Here is a 25,407-nt window from a genome sequence, read left to right on the forward strand (position 1 = left end):
AACCTGGTTCGGGGACTTGCACCCCGTTAGTCCCGTGCCATGCCCGGCACACACGTCGCAAATCAGCCGCCGCTGTAAGCGGGCATTGTTCATTTGGTATAGTTATTGCCTCGGCACAGGCCGTCAGGCTTGAAGCAAGCTATACCAGATTAACAATGCCCGTTTTTCATATGTGAAAAGAATTCATGGTCAATTGCTTCTTTGTCCAAATAAACATGTCTAATTTGAGCAAAGCTTTTAAACCGATTAATCAACGCACCAGTATTTTTAGGGACCAGTGATTTATGTTTTTCCTTATCACTATAAAAGAAAGGTATAAATACGGCCAACTGATCCATTAAAACCTGTAAAAATACAATATAATACTCTGTTAATATAGAAGTCTCCAGTTCACCACTTTCTGTATCTTGATTGAAAGTTTCGTTCTCAAATGTAATTCCAAATTCTCGTCTCATCGACTGTAATATATTCGTTAGACGAAAAACATAATATTCGCCAAATGCCTTAGAATATCCTGACAGGCGTGTTAGTAAATATTCAATATCATAATCTGGAAAGTATTTTGATAAAGGTAGTTCGGAATAAGCTTGCATTAGCAGAAATAATGGCCGGTGCCTGCTTGTTTCTCCCATCATTTCTCCCTCCTATAATAAAGGTATTGGATTGCAGACAAGTTCAATTATTGGTTTTTAAGTGCCTACGGCGGAGCTAAGCGGCGGCACGAGCATGCAGGGCCGCAGAGCGGACCATGCATGCACAGCGCCGACCGCTTCAGCGATTTGTTGGCGCCGCGCGAGTCAGTGCGCAAGGCAATTTTATTATATGACTTTCCAATCAACACTCAGGTAAATGGTCATCGCGCCGACAAAGAGCTGAAAAGTGGTAGCTTAGCTCCGCCGTTGCCGACGCGCGCAGCGCGGCGGCAACAAGCAATATACGAAATTCGCATTTTTCTGCTGTTGTAATTATACTTATCACACCCTGCCGAAACTTCAAGGATTCATTTGAACAAGGCTTGCGGATTTTTCTTGTCAGTCTTATAATATCAACAAAAAAGGATTTCTTATATTATTGCTGATTTGGTAAGGAGATAGCTGGCAAGCCTGGTAGCCCTTCCGGTTCTTATCTGTGATCTCAGGCGTTTCTTCTTTGGGAAACCTGGTCTCAACAAACCTTCCCGGAAAATTTCTTGAAGTTATTTCAGGAAAGAGGAGGGGAAAGGGACAGGGTAAGATTTAAAGAAGCGATCAATTCACGGTCGGCATCCACCTCTGCCCCCTTTGTTACCAGATAGTCACCAATCATGAGACCGTTTACGCCCGTCTTTATGGCTGCAGCCTGCCGATTACCAAGAACTCTTACCCTCCCTCCGGCCAGTCTCAGGTTGGTGTGTGGCATGATGATGCGAAAAAGGGCAATAGTTAGGACGGCTTCATCCGGCGTAAGCAGTGGTTGTGCCGCAAGCGGTGTCCCGGGACGTGGATCGAGAAGATTGATGGGTACGGAATCCGGGCTTAGATTCTTTATCTCCAGGGCAAATTTAATCCGGTCATGGATAGACTCCCTCAGTCCCAATATCCCTCCCACACAGATCTCCAGCCCCGCCTCTTTCGCAGTCATAATAGTAGTTAGGCGTTCATTATAAGTCTGGGTAGTACAGATACGGGGATAAAAATCACGGCTCGCCTCCAGGTTATGGTGATAACGAACCAGACCGGCCTCTTTGAGTAGATGAGCATCGTCCCTGGTTATTTTGCCGAGGGAGGCGCAGGGGAGGAGATTTGTCTCGTCCTTTATGAGGCGGATGGTCTCACAGGCTATAAGCAGTTCCCTTTTCGCCAGGCTGGCCCCGCTTGTTACCAGGGAAAAACGATGAGCGCCGCTGGCCTCAGCCGCTCGTGCTGCCTCCAGGAGATCCTCCGGCTGGCAAAAGGGGTAGACCGCAATCGGGCTTTTGCTGATACCGGACTGGGCACAGAAAGAACAATTGTGGGGACAGTTACCGGATTTTGCATTCACAATAGCACAGAATTCAATAATCGGATCATGAAATTGTCTCTGTATCTCCTCGGCAAGGACAAGCAGACCCGCTTCTCTGCCGCTGGTAGCCAACGCCAAAAGCTGACTGCCGTCGTCAGCCGCCAAAGCATCAAGGTTTCGTAATAAATCTTTTGCTTCCATTAAACTATACTCCCCTCCTCTAATAAACCTCTGTGACTGAATGGCTACAATTTACAGTGATTCAAGTAAAAAACTTAGGTGAAAAAATTTCCCCTGTCAATCCCAATTTTTAAAGGATGCCCTTAATTTTCTCTTGACTTTCATTAATTGATGTATATTATATTCGAAAATGCATATATTCGATATACTTAGAAAATGAATAAGTGAAAGGAGGAAGCAATGGAATTTTCAGAAACAGAATTGGAACTGTTAGAACTTCAAGCAGACATATTAAAGATGCTTGCAAATCCAAAGCGCCTCGCAATTGTCCATATCCTGAGGGATCAGGAACGGACGGTAGGGGAATTAATCAAGATAACCGGGTATCCAGCCGCCAATATCTCCCAACACCTCTCCCTTCTTAAATCCAAGGGCCTGGTCGTTACCCGTCGTGGAGGTACACACGTCATCTACGCCCTGTCGAGTCCCAAACTTGACCAGGCCTGCGACATCATGCGGGAGGTGCTGATGGAGCAACTGGAGCACAAAAAGAGTCTTGTAACAAAGGTTATGTAGTCCACAATTTATACAAAAATATGAATATCTCTGAGAGAAGGTAAACAAAATGGCACATCTGACAGCAAAACAAAAGGAATGGCTGGAGAAGGAATTTAATCAGCGGGTAAGCTTCGATAAAACAGAACGATTGCTCTATTCTCATGATATAGCGGCCATACCGCGTATAATCCGTCCTTTTGGAGGGAGCACTATCCCCGATGCCATCATTCAACCGGAATCAGAAGAAGAAGTGGCTCGCCTGGTTGCCTGGGCAAATGAGGGCAGGATACCCCTTACACCTCGGGGAAAGGCTTCCAGTGGCTACGGAGGCGCCGTACCCACGAAGAAGGGCGTGGTCGTTGATTTCTGGCGTATGCGAAAGGTCATCCATACGGACAGTGATGCTATGGAGGTTACTGTCCAGCCCGGCATAACATGGGAAAAGTTGCAGACAGAACTGGCCAAAGAGGGGCTGGATCTTCGTCTCTATCCCACAAGCGCTCCCTCATCCACCGTTGGCGGCTGGTTGGCCCAGGGCGGGGCAGGCATCGGTTCATACGCTCACGGCTATTTTCGAGACAATACGGTCTCTGCCCGTGTGGTGTTGCCCGATGGCGCCATTAAGAAATTTTCCGGTGATAATCTCGATCTAATCGCCGATGCCGAGGGTATCACCGGGTTTATTACGGAGGTAACTTTAAGGATCAGGAAACAGGAAAAAATAGCCGTCACCGCCCTTGCTTTCCCCGATGCCCGCAGGTTACAAGAAGCGGTAGAGGCGATGGACAGGAGTGAATTACCCCTCTGGTCTATTGTTTTTATCAACCCGAGAATGGCGGAACTAAAAAACAGGGCGCCCCTGATGGAACACCGGACACACTCCGGGGAGGAACGGGTAATCTTGCCGGCTGCGTATGTTGTCACCATTGCCTACACAGAAAAAGACTCTCAAAGAGTAAGGGATGGGCTTACCGAAATTGTTAGGATGTTTGAAGGGGAAGTCCTGTCTGAGAGGATTGCGGAACATGAATGGAAGAACCGCTTTAAACTTATGGTGGTAAAGCGCCTGGGGCCTTCTCTCGTTCCTGCAGAGGTGATCGTTCCTCTTCAGAGCCTGGGTGACGTGATGAGTGAAATAGAGCAAAAGGTTGATCAGCCTATTGTTAAAGAAGGGGTAATCATCCATCGGGGGCGGGGAGGAAAACCGGAAGCGGTAATCTTAGGGTTTATCCCCTCCGATCAACGGAGATTTGCCTACAACCTCGTCTTCGGACTTGTCCTCACGATAATCAAAATCGCAGAACGACACGGCGGACGGGTCTACTCCACGGGCATGTATTTTACCAAAAAAGCAGGTCATGTCCTGGGGAGCGAGCGGGTAAAAAGACTGGAAAGATTCAAAAAGGAAAGAGACCGCCACGGTATCTTCAACCCCCAAAAAGTTCTCGGCGGGGGAATCATCGGGCGCCTGATGAAGGTAGTCAGTATCTTCGAACCACTTATCCGACCCTTCGGGAATGTGGTGATCACCCTGGTTGGAGAACGTCACAGGAAACCAGCCAAGGGGATCCCGCCGGATGTGGCCTGGTATGCCTATTCCTGTTCTCAGTGCGGTTACTGTGTTGACGAGTGCGACCAGTTCTATGGCCGTGGATGGGAAAGCCAGAGCCCGAGGGGAAAATGGTACTGGCTGCGGGAGTATATGGAAGGTAATGTAAAGTGGGATCAGAAGATGGTGGATACCATCATCGCCTGTACAACCTGTGAACTGTGTAATCTCCGTTGCTCCGCCTCTCTGCCTATCGAATCTTCCTGGATGAAGCTGCGGGGACAGTTGATCCAGGAAGAGGGCAGGATGACCTTCCCACCTTTCGAAATGATGGCCGCCGCCCTTGTTAAGGAAGGAAATATCTGGGCAGGTTACAGGAATAACCGTGATGCCTGGTTCCCGGAGAAGTTGAGAGAGAAACATCCCCCTGGCACACAGGCTGGGAATGTCTATTTTGCCGGATGTACGGCAAGCTATGTGGAAAAAGACATCGGCAAGGCATCGGTAACCCTCCTGGACGCCGCCGGAGTGGATTTTACCTGTCTGGGTCAGAAGGAGAACTGTTGCGGAACCCCGATGCTGGTATCCGGTAAATGGGATATCTTCCTCAATAACATGCAGAGGAACATTGCCTCCGTGAAGGCCTGCGGCGCCGATACCGTCATCACCTCCTGTCCCGCCTGTGATATGATGTGGAGGCACGTCTATCCCCAATGGGCCCAAAAACACGGCATTGCCTTCGATATCAAGACGAGACATTACAGCGAAATTATCAGCGAGCAGATCCGTGAGGGGAGATTCAAGTATACCCATGAGGTCCCCCGGAAGGTAACATGGCATGACTCCTGTCATATGGGAAGGGTCAGTGGAATCTACGACCCCCCGCGGGATATGATCAAGGCTATTCCGGGCATCCAATTCGAAGAGATGAAATATAACAGGGAGGCAGCTCACTGCTGTGGCTCAGTACTGACACTGATCAAGGACCCTCCTGTGGCCCACGAAGTGGGGGGTATGAGGATTAGGGAGGCCGAGGAGATCAATGCCGAGGCGATCCTGGCCCTTTGCCCCTGTTGCGAGTTCCAGCTTCGCGTCAGCGCCGATAAAAAGGGTAAAGATATGGGGGTTCATGATCTGGCCGCCTTTGCCTGCCTGGGTCTGGGTAAAAAATTCAAAGACCCGGAGCCGGAGGTTATGCGCCAATGGGCGGTCTTTGAAGGGATGATTGACCTGATGACCCCGCAGGGATTTGCCGCCCTGATGAGCAGTATGTGGAAAGAGCTGATGGATGCTATGCCGCTGGGGATGGGGAGTATGATGCGGTTTGTCGGTAAGCTCGGGCCGGTAGGCGGCGCTTTGCTCTGGATGATGAGGCCCATGTTTCCTGTCCTGTTCCCGATCCTGTTGCCCAGGATGATGCCCAAGGTTATGCCCGCCATGCTGAATCGTGTCGCCGGGAAGATACCCATGCCGGATTATATGAGGGAACAGATGCCCGAACTGATGCCCAGGGTAATGGATAACCTGATGCCGAAGATGCTGCCCGATGTTGTTCCTCTGATTGTTGGCCCGATGATTGACTATCTCAGGGGTTCGGGAAAAAAGATTCATGTCCCCAGCGAGCCATCACCAGCCTGCGGGCTTCGTCCCCGGTAAATATCTCGCCGTCGAGCTGCGCATCCTCAACAGCCTTCAGGATCTCACTGAAGATGGGACCGGGGCGAAAGCCCATGGCGATGAGGTCATGGCCGGTGATCAGACGCGGCGGGTGCAGTTCCTCTGTGGCAAGTTCGGCAAGCTTTGTCTTGCAGAACTCGTAGTTGTCGAGGAAACCATGGCTTCCCAGGCAATCGAGGCGGTGAAGTTCAAGATGAAGATCGAAGCGGGGCTTCCTGAATAGCGGCACATCGGGTCTGCGAATATGTGAGGACCGTACATTGTCTATTCATCAAGATAGTTTATAGCCCAAGGATTTGAGATTGTTCACATTAATGAAAAGGTGCGAGGGTATCCTTATGCTTCTTTCTGAAAATAATCCTGAGCGGTACGTGTTCAAAACCGAAGGTCTCTCTGATCCGGTTGACCAGGAATCGCTCGTAGGAGAAGTGAATCGCCTTTGGCTCACGGACAAAAAATACAAATGTGGGAGGTTTGACAGACACCTGGGTTACATAGCTGAAGCTGTTTGCTCTATTCTGATAGCGGGGAGGCGGATTTAAGGCAAGAAATTCTCTGACCTTCCTGTTCAACTCCGGCGTGTTCACCCGTTTGCGGTACTGGCAATAAGCCGTGTTAACGGTATCGAATAGCTTCAGCACCCTTTGACCCGTCAGGGCCGAGACAAAGATTACCGGTGCAAATTCCAGGAATTTAGCCTTGTCCCTGATCTCTTTCACATACTTTCCCGCAGTATCTCGATCCTTTTCCACCCTGTCCCACTTGTTGACCACAAAGATACAGACTGTCCCTCTCTCAAAGGCCAACCCAGCAATCTTGACATCCTGGTCGGTGATGCCTTCTTCAGCATCAATAAGGATCAGGGCCACGTCGCAGCGGCTTACCGCCCTTACAGCCTTGATAATGCTGAATTTTTCGAGGCCATGGGGTACCCTGCTCTTTCGTCTGATGCCTGCCGTATCAATCAGCAGATATTTCCTGTCCTTTAACTCAAAGGTGGTGTCTATGGCATCCCTCGTGGTACCCGGAATAGGGTTCACGATGGTCCTTTCGTAACCTAATATCTTGTTAACGAGGGAAGATTTTCCCACATTGGGTCTTCCGATGACGGCGATCTTGATCCGGTCTTCCTCTTCACGATCTGCCGGGGCAGGGGGGAGATGTCCGGAAACGTCATCCATAAGTTCCCCCATCCCGAGGCCGTGGAGGGCGGATATGGTGTAAATCTTCTCCATCCCCAGCCGGTAGAATTCATAGGCTAAATTTTCTTGTTTCGGGCCATCAATCTTGTTGATGACAAAAAAGACCGGCTTTTCCAATCTTCTGAGAATCTCTGCGATTTCAATGTCCTGCGGTGTTAAACCATTTCTGCCGTCCATGAGAAAAATGATGATGTCGGCCTCCTCTATGGCCTGATTTGCCTGTTCGCGCATCTGCACCAGGATTGTCTCCGCAGTAGCGGGCACAAATCCACCCGTGTCAATGAGGAGGAAAGATTTATTATTCCAGGTACAATCTGCATAGTTTCGGTCCCTGGTGGCACCAGGCTCATCAATCACGATAGCCTTATTTCTACCGGAGAAACGGTTGAAAAGGGTTGATTTCCCCACATTGGGCCTTCCTATGATGGTAACAACCGGTTTCACTTAATTTTAACCTTATAAAATACTTATGACCGACGACATAAGAACCACACCACTTTGTCTGAAACTACCAGATATTTCACCGGGTGACAAGATAGATTTTGTCCCGCCCGTCTCTCATCTCCCGGGAATATAAAGTATCTTAAGTAGTCTCTTTCCTGTTGACACGTAATTGTCGTTATCCTATACTGCCTCTACAGGGAAACAAGTTCCTGTAAAGAATCAAAAAGTTATCAATCCCATGATCGCTATGGGTGGAATGGAGGAGAGGAAGGATTGTGCCGGGCTACCTGCGTGCGGGGCCGGCAGGAATATTTGATAATGTTCAAACCATGGCGACTTCACTACGGATGGATTGTAGTTGCAGGGGCAACCCTCGCCACTGCTGCCTCTGGTGGTGTCTTTTATAGTTTTGGTGTATTTTTTCAGCCTCTACAAGGAGAATTTGGCTGGACGCGAGCTACCACCGCATCGATAAACACTATATGGCTGATTAGCTTCGCGGTCTCAGGATATTTCATGGGGTGGTTGACCGATGTGCGTGGACCGAGATTTGCCCTCCTCCTGGGTGCTATCCTCACGGGTGCCGGTTTTGCCCTGAGCAGCCGTGCCGACTCCCTGAGTTACTTCTACCTCTCCTATACTCTTACAGGCATTGGGACAGCAGCGACCTGGTCACCGCCTCTGGCGGTAGTGCAGCGGTGGTTTGATAGAAAACGCGGGTTGGCATTGGGGATAGTTGCCTCTGGCGTGGGAATAGGAACCATGGTCTTAAGCCCGCTATTGAGCTGGTTCATAAGTTCTTACGGCTGGCGTGACGCATACATAGGTCTGGGTGTACTTTGCTTTGTGACGATGGCTGTAGCTGCCCTGACTATGGTACGAAGTCCACAGGAAAAAGGAATACTGCCCTATGGTGCCGAGCCGCGACGAATGACGTCTGCCATTGATGACCTGACAGAGTCCTCTCCCCAGGTGGGGGCACCAGCCAGCAGGGAGTACTGGACTCTCAGTGCTGCTGTCAGGACAACGGCTTTTTGCTACATATTGAGCATATACATGCTCAGTTTGGTACCAGTCTACATGATCCCTGCGCACATCGTCCGATTTGCTACTGATAGGGGTGTAACAGCACTGGTGGCGGCAAGTGCATTAGGAGCGTTCGGGATTGGAGGCACCATTGCCCGCGCTGGCGGAGGAGCCCTTTCGGATGTGCTGGGATGGACGAAAGGAATTGCCCTGTTCTCCTTTCTCACCGCACTGCCTGTCTTTGCTTTAGTAGGGATACACGATGCGGCTGCAATCTTCGGCACCATGCTTGCTCTTGGCGTGTTTGCCGGAGCCCGTGTACCGCTGATCCCCGGCCTGTTGGGATACTATTTCGGTAGGGACTATCTGGCCAGGCTAATCGCAATCACCCACGGGTCGGCTGTGCTCCTGGCATCGGGGAGTCCTATCCTCGCAGGTTTCATCTTCGACCGTACCGGTAGCTATGTTATTCCCTTCTCCATAGCAGGGTTCTGCGCCGTGGGTGCAGGGCTTCTTGCTCTGCTGACACGCCGACCCCATACGAGCCATTCTTGACCACCGCATACAGTCAGGCGAAATGGTGGCTTCAAGTAAGCCAGATTACTTAGAGGATGCTTGGATGAAAACACTACATAAAGCAATAATTGGCGATTCAAGGAAAATGAAAGAGGTTCCTGACGAATCCGTCCACCTTATTATTACTTCTCCTCCCTATTGGCAATTGAAAGATTATGGAAATGGGAAACAGATAGGGTTCAATGACACTTATGAAGAGTATATTAACAACCTTAATTTGGTCTGGAATGAATGCCATAGGGTTTTACATAAGGGTTGTCGTTTGTGTATTAATATCGGCGACCAGTTTGCTCGTTCTGTCTATTATGGACGGTATAAAGTTATTCCCATAAGAACAGAGATAATCAAATTTTGTGAAAGCACCGGTTTTGACTACATGGGTGCCATCATCTGGCAGAAAGTTACCACTTGCCATACCACTGGTGGAGCTACAGTAATGGGATCTTTCCCATACCCCCGAAGTGGAATTATTAAACTGGACTATGAATTTATTTTGGTTTTAAAAAAATATGGGAGTCCTCCAAAGGTCAGCAGTGAAATTAAAGAACAATCAAAATTAACACAAGAAGAATGGAATCAATACTTTACAGGACACTGGAATTTTCCAGGTGAAAAACAGGATAAACATTTAGCGATGTTTCCTGAAGAACTACCGAGACGCCTAATCAAGATGTTCAGTTTTGTTGGTGATACTGTCCTTGATCCATTTCTTGGAAGCGGCACAACCTCTTTGGCTGCCAAGAATCTGAATAGAAACTCCATTGGATACGAAATAAATGAGCATTTTCTTGCAGTCATAAATGAAAAACTTGGACTGAAACAAGGCACCTTTTTTCAAGATGCAACTTTTGAAATAATCAAACAGGATGGCGCGAAAACAGACTTCAAAGAGGAAATTGAGAAATTGCCTTACATTTTTGAAGACCCGATAAGATTTGACAAAAAGGTTGACCCCAGAAAATTGAGATTTGGGTCAAAAATAGATAATTCTCATCCACAAGGGGAAACATATTATTCCGTAAAAGAAATAATCTCCCCAGAGATGCTGATTTTGAATAATGGATTAAAAATAAGGCTATTGGGCGTGAAAAAGAGACCAGAGAAGAATGAAGAGGCGGTTCAATTTTTGAGGGAAAAAACCCGCGGACAAAAGGTATTCCTAAAGTTTGACGCCATAAAATACGATGATGAAAATAACTTGCTCTGCTATCTTTATTCGTGGAACAAGACCTTTTTAAATGCCCATTTGATTAAAAATGGTTTGGCTGATGTAGATATCACGTTTGATTATAAATACAAGTCAAAATTTTTAGAATATAAAAGGAGGATGAAAACATGAATGAATCAAAATGGGTTTGTGAAAGATGTCGAAAGGCGTTTGATCTAGGGCAAGGAGAAGGCTGGGTTACTCTTACTGAAGACGAAGATTCATATTATAAGGCCAAACTTACTCCGCTTGTGTCTTATGAAAAAGTCTGCTACGAGTGCGCAGACGAACTCTTTGCTGTCGTCGAGAAATGTGACAAAAATTGTCTTAATTGTGAAACCGCTGTAATGTGGGGACTCTCCATTAGTGATTGCCTCAAATTTCAATTGAAATTTGAGGTTATACAGCTACCTCAGATAGAACGACCACTCAAGGGTAGTATTGAAGAGGCAAGGGAAATCCTGAGAATATTTGGTGGATTCTAGCTATGCATAGGAAAAGATAATGCCTAAAGAATGGATTATAAACCAAGCAAATATGCGCTGGCAATTTAACAGACCCAGGAATGTCGGAAAAGTTTCGGAAGAGATAAGAAAATGTGTTCCCAAATCTTTGGAGGATTGGGAGGAGTATTACTATCAAAAAGTCTATCCCAAGAAGCATTTAGAGGATTTAGGGCGGAAGCTCTACATAAAAATTAGCGAGGTGTGTCAAGCCGAAATCGAGAGTATAACGGAACAAGATTGCACAGATTTTGTTATCAACCTGGTAATTAATCGAACTTACGATGGGTATCAGTCTGAGATACAGACCATTTATGGGCAACTGCAACATGCACTGGGCGTTAGAGTAGAACCAGCACCAGACAAATGGGATAGGGGATATAATATGGATTTTTTCATCAAGGTAAAGGATAAATATATCGGGCTTCAAATTAAACCTGCGGGATATGCTTACATTACGCAAATCATTAATGAGTTAGAGTTCCAGAAAAAGACGCATGAAAGATTTACCGCCAAATATGGTGGCAGAGTCTTTTATATCATTTCAGTGAAGGATGGGAAAAAGAAAGTTATCTATAATCCGGAAGTAATTGAAGAAATCCAAAAGGAGATTGAGAGATTGAAGAAAGAATGAGGCCACCACTGCGTCTAACACATGCATAAAAGGTATTTTCAAGGTTCTAAGAAGATGAAATAGAAAGAGGTATTTACGGATGAAAAGGGTACTGGCAGCGATGAGTGGTGGGGTGGACTCCTCTGTGGCCGCCTTTCTGCTGAAGGAGGAGGGTTATGAAGTCACGGGTGTGACGATGTGTCTTGGTGTCAGAGAAGCGAAAGGGATAGGGTGTTGCGGACAGGATGCCATAGAGGATGCAAGGAGAGTCTGTGACAGGCTCGGAATCCCCCACTACGTGATGGACTTTTCGAGAGATCTTGACGAAAAGGTTATCGGTAAATTTATTGCCGAATATCTACGGGGGAGGACACCCAATCCCTGTATAGATTGCAACAGATACATAAAATTTGGCACCCTCTGGGAAAAGGGGATTACTTCCGGCTTTGATTTTATCGCTACCGGCCACTACGCAAAGATAGAAAGAGATCAAGAGGGGTACTCTTTAAAAAGACCGAGGGACAGACGGAAAGACCAAACCTATTTTCTCTATCCCATTAAATACAATAAGCTAAAATCTATCCTTTTCCCTCTGGCTCCCTTCACCAAGGAAGAGGTACGGGACATGGCAAGAAAAGCAGGTATACAGGTAGCCGGGAAACGGGAGAGCCAGGATATCTGTTTTGTGACCCAGAAGGACTACCGAACATTTATGTCAGAGAAAACACAGGGGCTAAAATCCGGTCCGATTATGGATGTAAAGGGAAACACGCTGGGAAGGCATAAGGGGATCGTTTTTTACACTATCGGTCAGAGAGGTGGCCTGGGAATCAGCCACAGAGTCCCGCTTTATGTGGTTTCCATAGATGTTGAGAGGAATCGGATCATCGTGGGCGAGAAAAAAGACTTAAAAGCGAAAGAACTTATCGCAGGAGATTTGAACATCCTTGCCAGACACTGGCCATCCGTGGTTTATGCCAGGATAAGATACAGAAAAAGAGAGGCCCGGTGCACGATCTCTTTTGAGAATAATAAACTCAGGGTTCTATTTGATGAAGAACAGGAGGCCATAACCCCGGGGCAGTCAGTGGTGTGTTACCATGACAACCGTGTCCTGGGAGGGGGAATCATTGAAGAGGTTTTAGATGGAAATTGTTGAAGAAATCAGGAGTCTGAAGAGAGAGAGGAACGCTATCATCCTGGCACACAACTACCAAATTCCCGAGGTTCAGGATGTGGCGGATTATGTGGGAGATTCCCTGGGCCTGAGTATCAAGGCCGCAGGGACAGATGCGGATGTTATCGTGTTCTGTGGTGTTTTTTTCATGGCAGAGACGGCAAAGATACTGTCACCTCAAAAGACGGTTCTCATCCCTGACAGGAATGCAGGCTGTCCCATGGCAAATATGATCAATGCTGATCAACTCAGGGGCTTAAAGGCAAAACACCCCCAGGCGAAGGTATTATGCTACGTGAATACCACAGCGGAGGTGAAGGCAGAATGTGATCTGTGCTGTACATCGGCAAATGCCGTCAGGATGGTAACGGATGTTCTGAGAAATGAAAGAGAAATCATCTTTGTTCCCGACAAATACCTTGCCGATTACGTTTCCCTACAAACCGGTCGGAATTTCATCGTCTGGAAAGGATTCTGTCCTACACATGTCAGAATCTTAGTTGAAGATATTCTAAAGCAGAAGAGTTTACATCCGGAGGCAGAGATCGTTGTCCATCCCGAGTGCACGCCGCCAGTTATCAAGGTAGCTGACAGGGTATTTTCTACAGAGGGAATGTGTAAATATGCGAGAGAATCCAGGGCAAAAGAGCTCATTATCGGCACAGAAACCGGCATCCTCCATCGTCTGAGGAAAGAGAACCCGGATAAAGTTTTTTATCCTGCCTCGGAACTTGCCGTATGCCCGAATATGAAACTCACCACTTTAGAGAAAGTTCTGTGGTCACTCCAGGGGTTGCATCATGAGGTCGTCGTGCCGGAGGAAGTCATCTCCCGGGCGAAGCAGAGCATACAGAGAATGCTAAGAAATGGTATTACCATCTAAGAGGGAAATAGAATGCTTCAACAAATTGAAAGGATGGCGTCTTCATTTTGCCTGGCTGAGATTAACTGATGGAGATCACGAAGCTGTCTTGCGTATCGCTATTGACGGGACAGTTTCCATCTTTCGGAAGAAATTCTTTGCTGGCTCATACGTGGACGAACCTATTGTTTGTTCCACTCGCCTGCTTTTGATGAGTGGAGGCCTCTCCAGGGAGAGATGCGTATCGTCATTTGAACTCCTTGCGAAAAGGGTTCTCGATGGTCAGGGTATTCAGAGTGAAAAGCCAGGTGTAGTATTCCGGGACCTCCTTTCCCTGAAATCTATGACCCCCTGGAGCATTATGGATATTTCCCAAGTCTCTTTTCCTTTAGTCTTCCGTATGGGAAGGGAAGAAGATGGGTTGAATCGGGATGAACGCAATTCCAATTTGAAAGGATATCCTGTACTTTGTGACAGGCATGGAAGAGTCTGGACACCAATTACCCTTGCTGATGAGGCTGACATTGACGCACTATGTCGAGATATTCTGCTTGTCTGTTACGCTCCCATTGAACAAACAAGAGAAGTGGCTCCAAAGTCACATTTGGGAAGAATGATACATATGACACAGTCGTTCCGATTTGTCATGGAACGAGCCTTTTTACCAGAGGAGGAGGTTGTAATTTAAATGCGACTGTCTTGCAGAGGAAGATATGTTACTCGAGCCATGATTGAACTTGCGCTCCATCATGGGAAAGAACCACTCCCGATAAGAATCATAGAGAAAAATCAGGGCATTTCGAAAAAATACCTGACCCAATTGATGGGTAATCTGAAACTGGCCGGACTTGTAAGAGTCGTCAGGGGAAAAAACGGGGGATACATGCTTACCCGCCACCCTTCAGAAATTACCTTAGCCGACATTCTGTATTCTGTCGAGGGAGATATGTCACTCATTGACTGTGTTAAGGACCACAGATTATGCTACCGGTCTAGTGAATGCATATCGCTTCCAACCTGGGTCGAGCTTAGCCAGTTGATCAAGAACTATTTGCAATCCATCACCTTGGCAGACGTTCTTAAAAAAGGAATTTTGTCACAAGTGTCTGATGGGGAGGCAAAATAAGGCAAGGCGATCATCCTATTGGGAGTCGGAGACACGGATATTGGGACTATGTAAACGTTCAGGCTATCAGTCCTCAGTTTTCAGCTAAAACAGGATGACATAAGACATAAGGGGAAGTCTACAACTCCCAAGAAAAGTTCTCATACTGAAGTTTTTGTTGGCTCATCACGGGTTATGGTACAAAGGAAGTGGATAGAACCTTGGCTCATACATGAGCTAAAAGCGGACCTCCATTGCCCGAGGAGGGCAAGCCTTTATACAGAGCCCGCAGGCGATGCACTTGGCATGAAGGAAGTTCACCCATCGAGTAGAAGGCTCGACCTCGAAAGCGCCGGTAGGACAGATGGTGATGCAGGCACCACAATGGGTGCACCTTACCTCATCACGGATGACATTCTGGCTTAGAGGCTGAACCCTCACCCCTACTTCAGCTAAATACCGGACTCCTTTCTCGTAGTCTTCTTGTTCCCCGCTCAATTCTAAGACCAATAAGCCCTCTTCCTTTGGGGTGACAGAAGCCTTAAGGATATTGAACTCAAGGTCGAAGTCTTTGACCAAGCGGTATGTTATCGTCTGGCCTACCAAGTGCCTTGGAAAATGCAAAACCACCCTTTTAGAAATAGCCATCCTCCCCCCCTTATATTAGACGCTCTTCAAGCGACTTAAAGGTTACCCCCGATTCTGCTCCGGGAAGTGGCGCTACAGGCTCGGTGAGCAGGAAATCCCCTCTCTTTATCCACTCCTTGAGGGTCTTGGCGATTTCCACTGCCTTTGGATAGCTGGACAAGGAAGCTGTTGGGACTTCCCTGCCACGAACCATTATTCTCCCGATTTTAAGCTCGGCATAGCTTACCTCTCCTAGGATGTCTGGCTCTCGTTGCGGATAGGCTTCGGAATAATCCACAACAGGGGCAAATATATCTGCATCCCTAACCGAGCAATAGGCAAGGATTTCCTCAGAGAGGATAGGTATGGGGACGCCAATCCCCACCGCTATGGTGCATCCATAGCCAAGGAAGCTCATGCCCCTGAGCCACTCCAGCTTCATCTGCTTCAAATCGCCGATGACGGCAAGCGTTCCTGCTGGTCGGCGTGGCACCTCGTTGTCCCCGCGAAGCACACCAGGGTTATGCTGAGTGCCCTGCCACGCCACATATCCCACCCCACCCCCAAGGAATATTCTTGTTCCTATGCCAATAGTCTTATAGTAAGGATCATTGAGCAGTGGGGAGAGTTGCCCTGCTGAGCAGTAGTTAGCGCTCCCCAGGTTCGGCTTAAGTACCCCCATATAGGTATAGATCGGCCTATCTGATAAGTTCGCTGCCACATTGTAGTTCTGATAGGCGTTCCTCGGGTTGAACAACACCGCCTCGTTGATATCCTTGAGGTTGATCAAGGTTTCGATTTTCTTCCTTGGGTAGCAGTCGGTTCCATAGGCAGTGGCTATAAGCCTTATATCCTTCCCTGCCACAAGCTCCTCAATCACATGTCCACCACCATAGTTAAACTCTCCGGGGTAGATTCTATTTCTGGGGTCGTTATTGGGGAGGGCAGTTGCCCCTATGCAGATGTCCGCCGCAGCGAACCCAGTATAAACAGGAACATCATTAAGGTAGACGCTTCCGCCGCCGAGCTTTATCCGTGGCTTGGAGTGCCCAAGGTTGAGAAAGGCGCCAGAGGAGCACATCGGACCGAAGGTGCCGGTGGTAACCACGTCTATCTCTTGAGCAGCCTTCTCTACCCCCTCCTTCTCTGCGATGTCAATGACTTCCTCGGCTGTTACCACTACAGCCTGTCCCTTACGAATCCTTTCATTAATCTCAGCGATTGTTTTGGGCATCTATTACCTCCTTCGACCTAACCTCAACCTTCAATAAGGTCTCCAGTTCTCTTACACGCTCCTCTAACTTACTTTGTTTTTCTAAGATAAGCCTTATCGCCTCATTAATGGGGTCGGGCAACTTCCCATGCTGCAGATCAAAAATTGGCTCTTGTGCATCTTCTACTGCTCGTCCCGGTATTCCTACCACCGTAGCCCCAGATGGCACTGAGTTTATCACCACGGAATTGGCGCCAATCCGTGCCCCATCCCCCACAATTATGGGACCAAGCAATATAGCCGCAGCTCCGATAACCACCTTGTCCCCAATAGTGGGGTGGCGCTTTTTCTTCTCTAAACTCGTTCCCCCCAGGACCACTCCTTGATACATCAGCACATCATCCCCAACCTCTGATGTCTCCCCAATTACCACGCCCATCCCATGGTCGAGGAAGAACCTCCTGCCTATCTTAGCCCCGGGGTGTATTTCTACACCAGTGAGGAAACGATTGAGATGAGAGAGCAAACGACTTAGGAAGTAAAGCTTATGTTGCCAGAGGAAATAGGCTATGCGGTGAAGCCATAGAGCGTGCAAGCCAGGATAACAGAATATAACCTCTAATATGCCTCTTGCTGCCGGATCCCTGGCAAAGACCGTGTTGATGTCTTCTTTTAATATCTTAAGCAGCTTTATCGTCCTTTCGATAAGATTTCTCGAGCTAATTCCGCCGCCCTCTTACCTGACAAGAGCATACCCCCGAAGATAGCTCCCATTCGGGGAGACCCGAAAACAGCATTGGCTGCCATGCCAGCAACTATTAGACCAGGATACACTTCTCTGGTGTTCTCTATTATCTCTCTCTCGCCTACTTCAGCCCACATCGGCTTCTCTCCGATTACCTGACCTGTTTTTGTCCTTAATTTTGAGCCAATCTTGTTCACTACTATATGGCAGATCTCGCTGCTATGCCCGGTAGCGTCTATCACCGCCTTTGCTCTTATAGCCAACGGGTCAACATGTAACCCAGCCAGCGGAACAGCACTCCAATTTAACACCAGGCCGGTTATCCTATCCTCCTCCCTAATCATCACATCCTCAACGCTGATGAGATTAAATATCCTGGCTTCAGCCTTTATTGCTTTGGAGCAAATAGTTGAGATAGCCTCTAAGGAATCGGCAATATAGTAGCCCTCTTGATATTCCCTGGTTCGGACATTAAACTCATCTAGTATTTTCTTCCCCTCCTCTTGTACCACGATGCGGCTCATCATCATCCCTCCACCGGGCATGCCACCACCAACGCGGAGCTGCTTCTCAAATACTGCTGTCTTCACCCCCTCCTTTGCCAGATAGTAGGCAGCCGTCATGCCCGCAGGTCCGGCCCCAGCTATGGCAACATCCACCTCCATCGCCTCCAGGAAGTCTTTCATAAAGCTTTCGGTTATTGCCTTGGATATGGTTATGTCATCGATTTTCATATTTCCTCCTTACAACTCTTCCCTTTTTTTGATCTATAACTATTCAGCCACAGAGCTGTTTTTCAAAAAACTCCTTTATTCATCTGGTAGAGGCCCACCAGTAGCTATTAGATTAATCGTTATGCTGAAAGCTATTTGGTGTGAACCTCGTTGTCGGTTGCCCAGTAGGCAGGGGATTCATCCGGGAAGTTCTTTGACCCTGCATACCCGCCGCCTGCTATGTAGCCAGGGCAGCACCCTACGATTGAACGAGACGAATCCCTGATCCACCTTGTCAGGGTCGGCGACAATTCCCTCAATCGGTCCACAATCGGTGGCAATACTTCTATCACCCTGTCAATATCTTCCTCTATAGTCTCACGTCCCATGGTGAGACGTAGTGATCCTTGTGCCTGCTCATGGGATAGACCCATTGCTCGCAATACATGTGATGTCTCTGAACTGCTGGAACTGCATGCCGAACCGGTTGATTCTGCAATGCCTGCCAGGTCAAGATTGAGAAGTAATGCTTCTCCCTCAACGAAGTCGACGCTCACATTCACATTATTGGGCAACCGTCGGGTGGGATGACCGTTTAGGATGATCTGGTCAATGTGCTCGAAGAGACCATCAATCAGCCTGGTACGAAGCGAAATCAAGCGCTGGGCCTCTTCATCCAGCTCGTTCTGGGCCAGCTCTGCCGCCTTGCCGAACCCGATGATCCCTGGCACGTTCTCCGTACTCGCTCGTCGCCTTCGCTCCTGCTCGCCACCGTGCATAAAGGGAACCAGTCTGGCGCCCCTTCTGATGTACATTGCTCCGATTCCTTTAGGGCCATAGAGTTTGTGTGCTGACATAGACAGCATGTCAACGCCCATTTCTGAAATGTTCACAGGAATATGCCCCGTTGTTTGCACAGCATCGCTGTGGAAGAGGATACCATTCTCTCCGGCAATTTTCCCGATCTCAGGGATGGGCTGAATGGTGCCAACTTCATTGTTGGCATGCATAATTGAGATCAGAATAGTCTTATTGGTGATGGCTGCTTGGACATCCCTTGGATCTACCAGGCCGTATTTGTCCACCGGAAGATAAGTAACGATAGCCCCCTGACTTTCCAGAAACTTACAAGTTTCAAGTATGGCATGATGCTCAATCTTGCTGGTGATGATGTGATTGCCCTTTTGCTTGTTGGCATAAAAAGTACCCTTCAGTGCGAAATTATCTGCCTCCGTCCCCCCGCAGGTGAAGATAATCTCATCAGCTCGTGCCCCAATGAGCTCTGCGACCCTCTCCCTCGCCTCCTCAACAGCCCTCCTCGCCTCCTGACCATAGGAATGGATACTGGAGGGGTTGCCAAAAGCGTTGGTAAAATAGGGCAACATCGCCTGCAGAACCTGAGGATGCATCGGGGTGGTGGCAGCATAGTCAAGATATATTTTTCTCATTTAACCCTCCACAGTATCTGACTTGTGTTTAATCCACCTTTGACAAAGATATACACAGCCTACTATAAACTCAGCGAGCCAACAGTCGCTCTCTACCCTTTCAAACATGGCTTGCCTCCTAAATCGACATAACCTCTCTGTATTCCTTGTAAGTTTCCTCAAAGACCCATTTCATGCTGAGATATCGCTCTCCCGTATCCGGTAAAATTACCACGATAAGCTTCCCCTCGTTTTCTGCCCTTTTTGCCACCTCTATTGCTACCCAAGCTGCTGCACCTGAGGATATGCCTGCCAATATCCCTTCCTCCTTGGCTAATCTCCTCATCATCACCTCAGCATCTTTATCGCTGACCTTAATAACCTCATCAACCAAATTCATCTTTAAGACCTCGGGCACGAATCCAGCCCCTATACCCTGAATCTTGTGGGAACCGGGTTCGCCTCCAGAAAGAACAGGTGAGTTGGCAGGTTCAACGGCGATGACACGGAACCCCGGCTTCCTCCGCTTAATCACTTTAGCTACCCCGGTAATTGTCCCACCAGTCCCTACACCACAAACTACGGCATCCACCTTCCCATCAGTATCCTTCCAGATCTCCTCTGCTGTGGTCTCACGGTGAATCTGGGGATTAGCCAAATTCTTAAATTGCTGAGGCATGAAAGAATCAGGTATATTAGCTACCAGTTCCTCAGCCTTCCTCACCGCTCCCGCCATTCCCTCTGCCCCAGGGGTTAGTGCCAGCTCCGCCCCGAAAATGCCCAAAAGCTTTCTCCGCTCCACAGACATAGTATCAGGCATGGTGACGATCAGTCTATAGCCCTTGGCTGCACAGACAAAGGCTAAGGCAATACCTGTATTGCCACTGGTAGGTTCAACGATCGCTGTACCCTTGTTGATTAAGCCCTCCTTTTCGGCAGCTTCAATCATTGCTACGCCGATCCTGTCCTTTACGCTGCCACAGGGATTAAAAGACTCCAGTTTTGCCACCACCTCGGCATTAGTTCCTTTGGTTATCCTATTAAGTCTGACGAGCGGTGTGTTTCCCACAAGCTCAGTGATATCATTCGCTATCCCTATCTTTTGCAGCCTTTTTTTGATCTTGGACGATACCTCTATCAACTTCCCTCTTCGCTTACTATTTAGTTACCCCTGAAAAACGAAGTTTTTCAGGGGTAACTATTTAAATGTGATACATGGCTGCCCTAGGTTTTTCCTTTTCCCTTCTCGTAGATTTTCTGAATCAACCTTGACCAGTTTTTCCGGTTTGCCTTTGAACTTCTCTCGAATTCGATGATACAGGGGACGAGGTCATCGGCCTCATGTCTTTCACTCATTGACTGTGTTAAGGACCACAGATTATGCTACCGGTCTAGTGAATGCATATCGCTTCCAACCTGGGTCGAGCTTAGCCAGTTGATCAAGAACTATTTGCAATCCATCACCTTGGCAGACGTTCTTAAAAAAGGAATTTTGTCACAAGTGTCTGATGGGGAGGCAAAATAAGGCAAGGCGATCATCCTATTGGGAGTCGGAGACACGGATATTGGGACTATTATTGGGCAGCCAGATTGTAAAAGTGGAGCCTCTGTCTTCTTCCGAGTTCACATCTATCATTCCTCCGTGTTCCGAGACGATTTTCTTTACGACTAACAGTCCAAGACCTGTGCCTGTGGATCCTTTTGTACTGAACATTCCTTGAAAAATCTTGTTGTGTATTTCTTTGCTCATTCCTACACCATTGTCAGACACTTCAAGGACAATCCCTTCCTCATTTTTCGATTCCAGTCTCACGATAATATGACCCGGACGTCCGGGAGGAATGGCATCAATGGCATTGGAGACCAGGTTCATTAGACATTGATGTAGGGCATGTGAATCCATGTAGATATTATCAAAGTAACCCTTGTATTCCGAGACTATATCTATATTCTTGTTGCGGGCTTTATTCTCCATCGCTTCGATAACATCCTCAACTATATCTTGGGGGGTGCACTTCTGAAAAATAGGGTCGCGCTCTTTGGCATAGTTCAACAGGTTAATAACAAGCTCAGAAATGAGATCAATGTTCTTTTCGATCATCCTCCACCCCTTTTGGGTGCCCTTTTCATCATTTATCCTGCTTCCCATCTTATATACATACACACCTCCCAAGAGACCATCCAGGATGTTCTTGATGGAGTGGCTGATGCTGGCCACAGCCTCACCAGTGGCACTCAGCCGTTCGGACTGAATTAACTCCTGACGAAGACGCCTTATCTCTCGAAGGTCTTGAAAAAAGAAAACCTTTCCTAAATGCTCTCCCTCCTCGTACAGGTTGATGCCCGAGAGTCTCACCGGTATTGGCTCTTTGTCCTTGTTCAGGATCTCTGATTCCGTGGGTTTGAAACCACGTAACTCGAGACCATAATCATATATGAGGGGGCGGTTGATCTTTGTGGCAATGTCTTTGGAAAAGAAATTGTCCAGGGTTAGTTTGTCGGTGACTTCGGACTCGTCATATCCAGAAAGGTTTTCGGCCACGCGATTGAAAATCTTGACAACCCCAATCTCATTTGTCGCAATGATTCCTATTAACGAATTCTGGATCATATTACTCTGAAATTTGTGAGATTTCTCCAGCTCAGCCTGGGAAGTCTTGAGCATGTAAATCATGTGTTGAAAGGAATCGGCAAGCTGGACGATCTCATCGCCCTTATGGGTTTTATAGACTTCGCATTTTCGGCATCCTTTGAGCTTCTGAGGAAATTTGGGTTCATATCCCTCGCAGGGTGTGCCGTTAACGAACCAGCATTGAATCGCTGTGTTCTTGTAAGCCGCACAGTCCCTACGACCGCATTTTTTAATTTCCCAACAGTTGACATGTTGCCCGAAGAAGATAGATATATCCAGATTACCCAATGAGATCTCATCCGTGATGCGGGTCAAGGTGATTATAGGACTAGTTGTATATTTTAGAAAAGGTCTGGCAATGAGGAAGGTAATGACAATCATGACTGCAAGGATCCCCATGTATAAGGTCATAACTTGCTCTATAAAGGTATCCATCGCAAAATGAACTTTGAGGATCAATTGGAGCGCGATCGCCCCCAATAGGCCAAACAACATCAGCAGGAAGAGAATAATGAGCAGTATTTTATTGTGAAATGATAGTTTGCTGTATATGGGGATGGGATTACTCCCGCGAAACTGAAACTTCGCTAAAGCTTGTAAACTTTTCATATTAAGCTCACAATAAATGCGCTAGGCGAATCAACCCACTAAGTTTGACATTGTCTTTATCTCTCATCCGAATTGAATTTCTTTCTTAGATGCGTCGTTGAGAACATTATTGACGACACGCATAAGACGTTGTGGAGTTACAGGTTTCTCGATAAATCCATCCGGTACACGCACCTTAAACCGAGAAACAATATCTTTCCAATCAATGTTAATCTTTTCCTTGATACCAGTTATTATGATCAGGGGGATATTTTTAAATACCCCATCCTGTCGTCGTAACCTGAGGAACAAATTGATACCCGTCTTTCCAGGCATTAATAAGTCGAGGCAAATCAAATCGGGGGGATCTTCCCTGATTAGCCTCTCTCCGTCCTCAGCATTGTTGGCAGTTCGCACAGAAAAACCGTTTTCTTCCAGTATGGATGAGAAATAAATTGTCAAATCTTCTTCATCATCAATGACAACTGCTTTTCTTGGGAAATTTTCCCTTTCCGATGGATTCATTTTAGTATCCCTCCTTTTGGAAAAAATTTACTATCGTCATACCCTCAATTTTCTGTACCATGATTACCCCTCTCTCTTGTTCCTCTTGTTCCTTGTCTAAGGATTACATGAGAAGCCGAGGGGGGGCTTGTGCCTTATTTGTTCAGGATTACGGCTTTATCAAAAAGGTCGAATACTCCTCCTACCTGAACATCCATCTTGTGGTAATCCATAAGCTGCATGAGCTGTCGTTTGCAGTTCGCACAGGGAGCTGCCACATATTTGGCACCCGTTTCCTTAATCTGGTTTAACTTCATCTTTCCTCCCACGTTCATCCTGTATTCAAGGAAAGTAACCTCGTTCTTTTTTACTCCTTCTTTGCTGTCCATTACCGCCAGACCGCCTCCGCCTCCGCAGCAAAAGTTATATTCACGGTTGGGGATCATCTCTCTGAAATCCACGACACAGGCCTTCAAAAGTTCGCGAGGTTCCTCAATCACACCAGTGCTTCGCGCGAAGTTGCACGGGTCATGATAAGTCACCGGTTCCGGATTTCTACTCGGGTCAAGCTTGAGGGTTCCTTTACGCAGTTCTTCTGCCGCAAGGATGAAGATATTGGTAATTTCATAGGGAATATCCTTTCCCCAGTAGAAAGTGCCCCCGATCCGCTTGGCGATTCGGTAGGCGTGACCGCATTCACCTATGACAAGTTTTTTCACCCTCAACTTCAGGCAGGCATCGTGGAGTAGTTTGTTTTTGCGCTTCATGTGGGCATCATCACCGGTAAAAAGCCCGAAATTTGCACCGTCAAAGGCTTCTGAACTCATTGTCCAGCTTAATCCGGCTGCATGGAAAAACGTTGCAGATCCCATCTGAGTCTCGGGAAACGATACTAGGTCTGCCGAGGCCGGTACGAATAGGATGTCTGCCTCCTGATCCACGGGAATCTTGATGGGGATGCCGTGTTCTTCCTCTAACTCAGATTCAAGAAATTCCACTGCATTCATAAAAGCCGCATACGTCTGACCTTCATCGTTTCCAAATTTGTCGGACATCTCCTGGGTCTGCGCCATCATCTTAGGGGACATACCAAGGACATGAACAATGGCCCGGCCTTTTCGCGTAATGACCGAGTTATCAATGCCAAAAGGGCAAAATAATGCACAGCGGCGACAACCAGAGCACTCGTAGAAATCTCGCACCCAGGTTTCTATGTCCTCTGGGGTTAAATTCATGTTGTGGCTATTGAAGAGTCCACGGATCTTTGTCAGTATTGAACCATCTTGTTTGTATAGCTTTCGGATGAGGTCAGATCGGGCAGCCGGGTTTGTTCGCCTTTGCGGATTCGCTCGAGAAACGTGGCACTGCTCAGCGCACGTTCCGCACTTAGCACAGATATCCATATAGAGTTGAAGTGCCCGGGGACCATCTTTGATGGCCTTGACAGATTTAATCGCTTTTTCGATTTCAGTCTGAGAAATTACTTTTTCTTCATTCATAGTAACACCTCTCTATTCCTGATAAATTATTGATTTACTAAAGAATACCCCGGGGATATGGAGAAACTTACTGAAGGGTATATAGATTATTAACAACTGTCCCAAGAAAAAGTGCAGAAGGAAAGCAGGGTCATTTGGCACACTGGCTCTGCTGAAAGTAAAAAGGGCGGCAAAGTATTCCCTGCTTTGAGCGAGGTCGAAATGGGTTACAAATCGCATTACATCCCCGGTGATGATAATGCCGAGGATCAACACCAAGATAAAGAAATCTTCCCCGTCAGAGATTTCCTTGACCCGCTGAACTGTCGCCCGGCGGAGGAGCAAGTAAATCCCCATGATGAGGATGACTAAACCCGCTAACCCCCCCAGGAAATGTGACAACATATCAACATCTTCTTTCCCCATTCCGAGGGTTCGCCACAGAAGGGGGAAGTCAGTTACCACTCTCAAATGACCGATAAGAATCAGAGCAAGACTGGCGTGAAATACCCAGGTCCCGACCCAGAGAGGCTTATTTCCTTCAAAGAGATTTTGAAAGATAAGGATTTCCTTGGTAATTTTTCTCCACTTCTCACCCGGGGTCGAGGGGGGTGGGTAGAGAGTCATCTTTCCTTGAGCCGCTTTACTCCACTTGAGGATTTTGTAAGTAATCCCCGACAGAAACACGATTAACGTTATGTACGGCATTATACCGCCCACAAAAATTTTGATTCCACTCATCATCTCCTCCTTGAAATTAAATAGTATTAGCACCGATTTTCGCGGAGCTATAACCGTCATTTGAGGACAAGATTTTGATG

General features: G+C 47.4%; 25 protein-coding genes. 11 read left to right on the plus strand and 14 right to left on the minus strand.

Annotation, left to right across the window (positions count from 1 at the left end):
- Positions 1–149: 149 nt before the first annotated feature.
- A complete protein-coding gene (locus tag QMD03_06745) occupies positions 150–635 on the minus strand; it encodes a hypothetical protein (protein MDI6776922.1) in 486 nt (161 codons plus the stop codon).
- Positions 636–752: 117 nt separating this feature from the next.
- Between QMD03_06745 and QMD03_06750 the strand changes: the two genes are divergently transcribed.
- On the plus strand, positions 753–965 hold the full coding sequence (locus QMD03_06750; GenBank protein MDI6776923.1) for a hypothetical protein: 213 nt from the start codon (positions 753–755) through the stop codon (positions 963–965).
- A 235-nt stretch (positions 966–1,200) separates the two neighbouring features.
- On the opposite strand, the gene bioB is transcribed toward QMD03_06750, so the two are convergent.
- Entirely contained in the window at positions 1,201–2,181 is a 981-nt protein-coding gene (bioB, locus tag QMD03_06755; GenBank protein ID MDI6776924.1) for a biotin synthase BioB, read from the minus strand.
- Positions 2,182–2,400: 219 nt separating this feature from the next.
- Here bioB and QMD03_06760 point away from each other — a divergent pair, with 219 nt between their 5' ends.
- Together QMD03_06760 and QMD03_06765 are read left to right on the plus strand one after the other, a co-directional pair.
- Positions 2,401–2,736, plus strand: a complete 336-nt coding sequence (locus QMD03_06760; protein ID MDI6776925.1) for a metalloregulator ArsR/SmtB family transcription factor — start codon at positions 2,401–2,403, stop codon at positions 2,734–2,736.
- A 49-nt stretch (positions 2,737–2,785) separates the two neighbouring features.
- Positions 2,786–5,923 carry an FAD-binding and (Fe-S)-binding domain-containing protein gene (locus tag QMD03_06765; GenBank protein ID MDI6776926.1) on the plus strand — a complete coding sequence of 1,046 codons (3,138 nt, stop codon included), beginning with the start codon at positions 2,786–2,788 and terminating at the stop codon, positions 5,921–5,923.
- On the opposite strand, the gene QMD03_06770 is transcribed toward QMD03_06765, so the two are convergent.
- Together QMD03_06770 and der are read right to left on the minus strand one after the other, a co-directional pair.
- Positions 5,853–6,173, minus strand: coding sequence for a hypothetical protein (locus QMD03_06770; protein ID MDI6776927.1), 321 nt, complete (start codon positions 6,171–6,173; stop codon positions 5,853–5,855). The genes QMD03_06765 and QMD03_06770 overlap by 71 nt on opposite strands.
- 82 nt (positions 6,174–6,255) lie before the next feature.
- The gene (der, locus tag QMD03_06775) at positions 6,256–7,590 is read right to left on the minus strand and encodes a ribosome biogenesis GTPase Der (protein ID MDI6776928.1); all 1,335 of its coding nucleotides are present in this window, start codon (positions 7,588–7,590) and stop codon (positions 6,256–6,258) included.
- 318 nt (positions 7,591–7,908) lie between these two features.
- On the opposite strand from der, the gene QMD03_06780 reads away from it, so the two are divergent.
- From QMD03_06780 to QMD03_06815, 8 genes are all read left to right on the plus strand, one after another.
- Positions 7,909–9,171, plus strand: a complete 1,263-nt coding sequence (locus QMD03_06780) for an MFS transporter (GenBank protein ID MDI6776929.1) — start codon at positions 7,909–7,911, stop codon at positions 9,169–9,171.
- A 64-nt stretch (positions 9,172–9,235) separates the two neighbouring features.
- The gene (locus QMD03_06785) at positions 9,236–10,531 is read left to right on the plus strand and encodes a DNA methyltransferase (protein MDI6776930.1); all 1,296 of its coding nucleotides are present in this window, start codon (positions 9,236–9,238) and stop codon (positions 10,529–10,531) included.
- A complete protein-coding gene (locus QMD03_06790; GenBank protein ID MDI6776931.1) occupies positions 10,528–10,884 on the plus strand; it encodes a hypothetical protein in 357 nt (118 codons plus the stop codon). The genes QMD03_06785 and QMD03_06790 overlap by 4 nt, the downstream gene beginning before the upstream one ends.
- Positions 10,885–10,903: 19 nt before the next feature.
- A complete protein-coding gene (locus tag QMD03_06795) occupies positions 10,904–11,536 on the plus strand; it encodes an MjaI family restriction endonuclease (GenBank protein ID MDI6776932.1) in 633 nt (210 codons plus the stop codon).
- A 79-nt stretch (positions 11,537–11,615) separates the two neighbouring features.
- Positions 11,616–12,674, plus strand: coding sequence for a tRNA 2-thiouridine(34) synthase MnmA (mnmA, locus tag QMD03_06800; protein MDI6776933.1), 1,059 nt, complete (start codon positions 11,616–11,618; stop codon positions 12,672–12,674).
- Positions 12,661–13,575: a quinolinate synthase NadA gene (nadA, locus tag QMD03_06805; protein ID MDI6776934.1), complete on the plus strand. Its 915-nt coding sequence runs from the start codon at positions 12,661–12,663 to the stop codon at positions 13,573–13,575. The genes mnmA and nadA overlap by 14 nt, the downstream gene beginning before the upstream one ends.
- Positions 13,559–14,242 (plus strand): hypothetical protein, encoded by a 684-nt coding sequence (locus QMD03_06810; protein MDI6776935.1) that lies wholly within the window; start codon positions 13,559–13,561, stop codon positions 14,240–14,242. Before nadA ends, QMD03_06810 begins: the two co-directional genes overlap by 17 nt.
- Complete coding sequence (locus QMD03_06815) at positions 14,243–14,680, plus strand: Rrf2 family transcriptional regulator (GenBank protein ID MDI6776936.1); 438 nt, start codon at positions 14,243–14,245, stop codon at positions 14,678–14,680.
- A 216-nt stretch (positions 14,681–14,896) separates the two neighbouring features.
- Here QMD03_06815 and QMD03_06820 read toward each other — a convergent pair whose 3' ends face one another.
- From QMD03_06820 to QMD03_06865, 10 genes are all read right to left on the minus strand, one after another.
- Positions 14,897–15,307: a 4Fe-4S dicluster domain-containing protein gene (locus tag QMD03_06820; GenBank protein MDI6776937.1), complete on the minus strand. Its 411-nt coding sequence runs from the start codon at positions 15,305–15,307 to the stop codon at positions 14,897–14,899.
- A 10-nt stretch (positions 15,308–15,317) separates the two neighbouring features.
- Entirely contained in the window at positions 15,318–16,520 is a 1,203-nt protein-coding gene (locus QMD03_06825; GenBank protein ID MDI6776938.1) for a homocysteine biosynthesis protein, read from the minus strand.
- A complete protein-coding gene (gene cysE, locus QMD03_06830; GenBank protein MDI6776939.1) occupies positions 16,501–17,163 on the minus strand; it encodes a serine O-acetyltransferase in 663 nt (220 codons plus the stop codon). The genes QMD03_06825 and cysE overlap by 20 nt, the downstream gene beginning before the upstream one ends.
- A gap of 26 nt (positions 17,164–17,189) precedes the next feature.
- The gene (locus QMD03_06835) at positions 17,190–17,978 is read right to left on the minus strand and encodes a sulfide-dependent adenosine diphosphate thiazole synthase (GenBank protein ID MDI6776940.1); all 789 of its coding nucleotides are present in this window, start codon (positions 17,976–17,978) and stop codon (positions 17,190–17,192) included.
- A 131-nt stretch (positions 17,979–18,109) separates the two neighbouring features.
- Positions 18,110–19,405 (minus strand): cysteine desulfurase NifS, encoded by a 1,296-nt coding sequence (gene nifS, locus QMD03_06840; protein MDI6776941.1) that lies wholly within the window; start codon positions 19,403–19,405, stop codon positions 18,110–18,112.
- Between the two features lie 118 nt (positions 19,406–19,523).
- A complete protein-coding gene (gene cysK, locus QMD03_06845) occupies positions 19,524–20,525 on the minus strand; it encodes a cysteine synthase A (protein MDI6776942.1) in 1,002 nt (333 codons plus the stop codon).
- A 399-nt stretch (positions 20,526–20,924) separates the two neighbouring features.
- A complete protein-coding gene (locus tag QMD03_06850; protein MDI6776943.1) occupies positions 20,925–22,625 on the minus strand; it encodes an ATP-binding protein in 1,701 nt (566 codons plus the stop codon).
- 63 nt (positions 22,626–22,688) lie between these two features.
- A complete protein-coding gene (locus tag QMD03_06855; protein MDI6776944.1) occupies positions 22,689–23,129 on the minus strand; it encodes a response regulator in 441 nt (146 codons plus the stop codon).
- A 134-nt stretch (positions 23,130–23,263) separates the two neighbouring features.
- Complete coding sequence (locus tag QMD03_06860) at positions 23,264–24,607, minus strand: (Fe-S)-binding protein (GenBank protein MDI6776945.1); 1,344 nt, start codon at positions 24,605–24,607, stop codon at positions 23,264–23,266.
- Between the two features lie 12 nt (positions 24,608–24,619).
- Positions 24,620–25,407: respiratory nitrate reductase subunit gamma (locus QMD03_06865; GenBank protein ID MDI6776946.1), on the minus strand; the 788-nt coding region annotated here is incomplete at its 5' end.

The organism is Syntrophales bacterium, assembly GCA_030018935.1.
Lineage (GTDB): Bacteria > Desulfobacterota > Syntrophia > Syntrophales > CG2-30-49-12 > CG2-30-49-12.

Coding starts and splice junctions, on each gene's coding strand:
- QMD03_06810 (MDI6776935.1), top strand. CDS start 13,559: ATGGTATTACCATCTAAGAGGGAAATAGAATGCTTCAACAAATTGAAA.
- nifS (MDI6776941.1), bottom strand. CDS start 19,405: ATGAGAAAAATATATCTTGACTATGCTGCCACCACCCCGATGCATCCT.
- QMD03_06825 (MDI6776938.1), bottom strand. CDS start 16,520: ATGCCCAAAACAATCGCTGAGATTAATGAAAGGATTCGTAAGGGACAG.
- QMD03_06785 (MDI6776930.1), top strand. CDS start 9,236: ATGAAAACACTACATAAAGCAATAATTGGCGATTCAAGGAAAATGAAA.
- QMD03_06795 (MDI6776932.1), top strand. CDS start 10,904: ATGCCTAAAGAATGGATTATAAACCAAGCAAATATGCGCTGGCAATTT.
- QMD03_06760 (MDI6776925.1), top strand. CDS start 2,401: ATGGAATTTTCAGAAACAGAATTGGAACTGTTAGAACTTCAAGCAGAC.
- QMD03_06860 (MDI6776945.1), bottom strand. CDS start 24,607: ATGAATGAAGAAAAAGTAATTTCTCAGACTGAAATCGAAAAAGCGATT.
- QMD03_06820 (MDI6776937.1), bottom strand. CDS start 15,307: ATGGCTATTTCTAAAAGGGTGGTTTTGCATTTTCCAAGGCACTTGGTA.
- QMD03_06790 (MDI6776931.1), top strand. CDS start 10,528: ATGAATGAATCAAAATGGGTTTGTGAAAGATGTCGAAAGGCGTTTGAT.
- QMD03_06780 (MDI6776929.1), top strand. CDS start 7,909: ATGTTCAAACCATGGCGACTTCACTACGGATGGATTGTAGTTGCAGGG.
- bioB (MDI6776924.1), bottom strand. CDS start 2,181: ATGGAAGCAAAAGATTTATTACGAAACCTTGATGCTTTGGCGGCTGAC.
- QMD03_06765 (MDI6776926.1), top strand. CDS start 2,786: ATGGCACATCTGACAGCAAAACAAAAGGAATGGCTGGAGAAGGAATTT.
- mnmA (MDI6776933.1), top strand. CDS start 11,616: ATGAAAAGGGTACTGGCAGCGATGAGTGGTGGGGTGGACTCCTCTGTG.
- QMD03_06855 (MDI6776944.1), bottom strand. CDS start 23,129: ATGAATCCATCGGAAAGGGAAAATTTCCCAAGAAAAGCAGTTGTCATT.
- QMD03_06750 (MDI6776923.1), top strand. CDS start 753: ATGCACAGCGCCGACCGCTTCAGCGATTTGTTGGCGCCGCGCGAGTCA.
- QMD03_06815 (MDI6776936.1), top strand. CDS start 14,243: ATGCGACTGTCTTGCAGAGGAAGATATGTTACTCGAGCCATGATTGAA.
- QMD03_06745 (MDI6776922.1), bottom strand. CDS start 635: ATGATGGGAGAAACAAGCAGGCACCGGCCATTATTTCTGCTAATGCAA.
- QMD03_06850 (MDI6776943.1), bottom strand. CDS start 22,625: ATGAAAAGTTTACAAGCTTTAGCGAAGTTTCAGTTTCGCGGGAGTAAT.
- nadA (MDI6776934.1), top strand. CDS start 12,661: ATGGAAATTGTTGAAGAAATCAGGAGTCTGAAGAGAGAGAGGAACGCT.
- QMD03_06835 (MDI6776940.1), bottom strand. CDS start 17,978: ATGAAAATCGATGACATAACCATATCCAAGGCAATAACCGAAAGCTTT.